The sequence below is a fragment of the Methanocalculus sp. genome (assembly GCF_029762515.1).
In the GTDB taxonomy this organism is placed as follows: Archaea; Halobacteriota; Methanomicrobia; order Methanomicrobiales; family Methanocorpusculaceae; genus Methanocalculus.
In genome coordinates this window covers 1-2,078 of sequence record NZ_JARVGN010000393.1, presented here as the reverse complement: position 1 = coordinate 2,078, position 2,078 = coordinate 1, and the positions used below count along the sequence as shown (strand labels likewise).

The window sequence follows — 2,078 nt, the reverse complement described above, 5'->3', positions numbered from 1 at the left end:
CGTCTCACTGAAGAATCCACGTATAGAATACCGTGCCATCTTCTCAGACGGAACCTGCTATCTTGGGCGGGTGCTTCACCATATCGATAGGGGATCATATGCATACCGGAACCCGATGCGGCGCCCCTTCTTCCATCCCGGTGTTATGATGCCGCTCATGGCACGTGCCATGGTCAATCTTACCGGAGTTCAGCCGGGCGGGATCCTCTATGACCCGTTCTGTGGAACGGGAGGAATCCTGCTTGAAGCAGCATGTATCGGCGCTACAATAGCGGGATCAGATATCGATCCGGCAATGATAGAGGGGGCACGGGTAAATCTGCCTCATTCAGTCTGCTTTTTAGCAGATACCAGCAATCTTCCGATAGCAGACAAATCAGTTGACGCTGTCGCAACAGATCTCCCATACGGGCAATCCACAGCGATAAAAGCAGTGAGCCTTGAAGGGCTCTATACCCAATCATTATCAGAGATCCAGCGCATACTTAAGAGAGAGAGTCGTGCGGTGATCGTAACCCACCAGGATATCTCCGGATTGGCAGGAGAATATTTTGAGATCGTCCATTCATTCTCTCAGCGGGTACACAAAAGCCTGACACGTCAGATCTTAGTCCTCGCACAATAGAAAGCAATAACAGGAATACCGGTATCAGCCAGCCATCACCAGGCACTGATCCGGGCATTGAAATTGCATACCAGAAGGCGAACACAGATTGCAGCTTCCGGGATGGGATTTCAGATCAGGAAAAAGCTATGGCATTAATTGCACGTGAAGAAAAGATTACTTCCCTGCTGCCGGGAGGAGTCCGGTGGTATTAGATTGGTTACGAGAGAACTGCTCATCATTTGAGCCGAACCGAGCCCTGGCTATCAGAGCCCTCCGCCACATGAAGAAAGGCGACCATATCAAGCTCTTCTCAGAAGAGATTATGGAGATGCGGACGGTTGAGGGATACTGGTATGAAGCGCTTATCTACGAGCTTCTCCTCGAAACAGCCACCAATACTCCTTCTATCAAGAAGATCGTGAAGAAGGGTGCCGATGCGCCAAGACGCCCTGTCCGGATCGCACTTGGCCAGAACGGCATGTACTATGCAGAGAAAGGCGATATCAGGGTGCGGGGAAATGGACAGGATCTTGCAGAGGTTGATCTCCTCTTAATCGATTCCAATAACCAGGTCTCTTTTGCCGAGATCATCACCTCCCCATCAGACTTAAAGGATCTTGAAGCTGAGATCCATTATAAAAAGAAGCTCTTTGGATATCTTTTCCGGCAGGAAACAGTTGAGTTCTCTCTCTTTTCCGCTGTTGATATCTCAAACACCCAGGTGATCAAACGGCTCTGCCGGGAAGAAGAGAACGCATATGTCGGTACCTTCTCCTGCGAGGAGCTGAAAGCCTCAATCCGGTCACTCCGGCTTGCTTCGCTTTCACGGCAGGCAGTGAATAATCCAAAACTGATCAGCGCCCTTTCACTCAGGACACGCCCGTTCGATTACCTTCAGTTCCACGATCAGACACTTGCACGCCTCCTCTATCATGCAAACAATGGAACAAAACAACCACAGGCGTTAGCAGATCCACAGATCTCACCACTTGTCAAGAAGGTGATCTTTGGAGCTATGCATACGGATGCCAGGAAAGCTCTTGTCAATGATCTGGGACTTCGGGTTAAGAGTACCATCCTTGATTTTGAGACGCTCAGCCGTGATTACTCAAAGGTGGTCTTTGCGATGGATCTCCCCGATCCCTCGCCGGTTGTCTATCTCAAGCCCAAGAAGAAGCGGATGTACTATAAGATGGTCCCTGAGAAGACGGGAGGGTTCAAGTACGAACGCCAGACACCGGGAAGGGTTGGATTTTATCTCTGGCTCGAGTCTGCAAAGCCTGTTGTTTCAAGAGAGATGATGTATTCACTCCTCGATTTCAGCAACAGACAATAATCCGGGATTATTCCCGCTCCTTCTCTCTCTTTTTAAAACAATATTTCAGTAAGTCCTACAGTATTGGTGTCCCGGGCATTGCATCCGGCATATTGTATCCGTCATCCGGGATACTGTATCAGGAATCATACATGA

The 2,078-nt window shown here is 49.4% G+C and carries 2 protein-coding genes; both read left to right on the top strand.

The features are described 5' to 3' along the window. The coding region (locus QCH34_RS11355; RefSeq protein WP_300334242.1) for a methyltransferase domain-containing protein at positions 1-625 on the top strand (625 nt) is incomplete at its 5' end. Between the two features lie 184 nt (positions 626-809). Continuing rightward, positions 810-1,943 carry a hypothetical protein gene (locus QCH34_RS11350; RefSeq protein WP_300334239.1) on the top strand — a complete coding sequence of 378 codons (1,134 nt, stop codon included), beginning with the start codon at positions 810-812 and terminating at the stop codon, positions 1,941-1,943. The last annotated feature ends 135 nt before the right edge of the window (positions 1,944-2,078 follow it).